The organism is Synechococcus sp. CCY 0621, from assembly GCF_019038465.1.
Taxonomy (GTDB): domain Bacteria; phylum Cyanobacteriota; class Cyanobacteriia; order PCC-6307; family Cyanobiaceae; genus Cyanobium.
The window spans coordinates 1-1,182 of the sequence record NZ_JAFKRH010000077.1 but is presented as its reverse complement, the minus strand read 5'-3'; the positions used below and the strand labels follow the sequence as shown (position 1 = coordinate 1,182).

1 protein-coding gene is annotated in these 1,182 nt (G+C 60.8%); it reads right to left on the bottom strand.

Annotated elements, in window-relative coordinates:
* Nucleotides 1-120: 120 nt before the first annotated feature.
* The coding region (locus KUG43_RS16680) for an SGNH hydrolase domain-containing protein (RefSeq protein ID WP_286194936.1) at nt 121-1,182 on the bottom strand (1,062 nt) is incomplete at its 5' end.

Genomic DNA, 1,182 nt, shown 5'->3' with positions numbered 1-1,182 from the left:
CCCCGCGCAGTGCATCGATGTCCGGCCGGTAGGTAAAACCTCCCCCCTTTCCGCCCGCTCCAGGCGCTTTGCCGCTCGCCGCTGGGGCGGTTCCGGTCGTGGCGGTGGGGGCCACAGCCATCAGCGGGGCTCCGGAATCAGGCCCGCCTGGGTCAGGAACCGCTCGAACGGCGCTGCCAGTGAGCGACTTCCCGTCACGCTCAGGTGGTGGGAATCGGGGTAAAGAACATGTCCGAGGACATTGCGATAGCGGACACGACCGTCAACATCCAGGAGGTGGGGCGTTGGATCAAACACGTGAACGTTGGGAAGACCGTAGGCAGCCGCCTGAAGGGTTAGTCGAACTGCCTGCTGTCGCGTCGCAATCACAGCAGGATCCGGGGAGCAGCTGATGTTGGAATTCTTCGGGCACGTCACCATGTCGCGGGCCAGAGGGGGATTGTCCACAAACAACACCAGCTGAATGCCTTTGGCCGCGAGGCGCTGAGCGAAGGCCCGCATACTCAGCACATGGGCCTGACGCACCTCGGCCACCCTGAGACGTTGATCGCCAAGATAGGCAGGCTGACCATAACTTGTACCCCCAAAATCGTTACTGCTCAGGTAATTGTTGAGGTTGCTGGAGATCATCACGATATCGCCAGACCTGAGGCGCTGCAGGGCCCTCTCCATCTCCCCCGATGCAAAGTCTGTGCAGGGGGTGTAGGGCCGGCCATCAAGCTGGAGCGTCACACGGGGATCAATGAAGCAAGAGCGCTTGTGGGCGAAGGTGATGCGTTGCCCAGTGCGAGCAGTCACCGCATCCAGCATCGGCAGCAAGTGCTGGGCATGGGAATCGCCCAGAAGAAAGATTTCATTTGCTCCTGGTCGTCCAGGCTTGCTACAACGGTCAGGATCGGTTCGCGTCTGGAGATTGTAGGGCTTCCAGTAATCAATCACGCACTTCTCGTCAATCAGAGTGCCTGGAATCGTGGGGTTGAGATACTCCACCCATTCATGGACAGGCACCGGATTCTTATCTGCACCAACAAAGAAATAGCCCTTGAAGGTGTGGTGCAGGGCATCGATGCCCAGCCACAGGCCCCCCACCGCCAGCACCGCCAGCAGCGTCTCCCACCACCACTTCAGCGGATAACGGCGCACCGGCTGCTCCACCAGCCCATACGCCGCCACCGCCAGCAC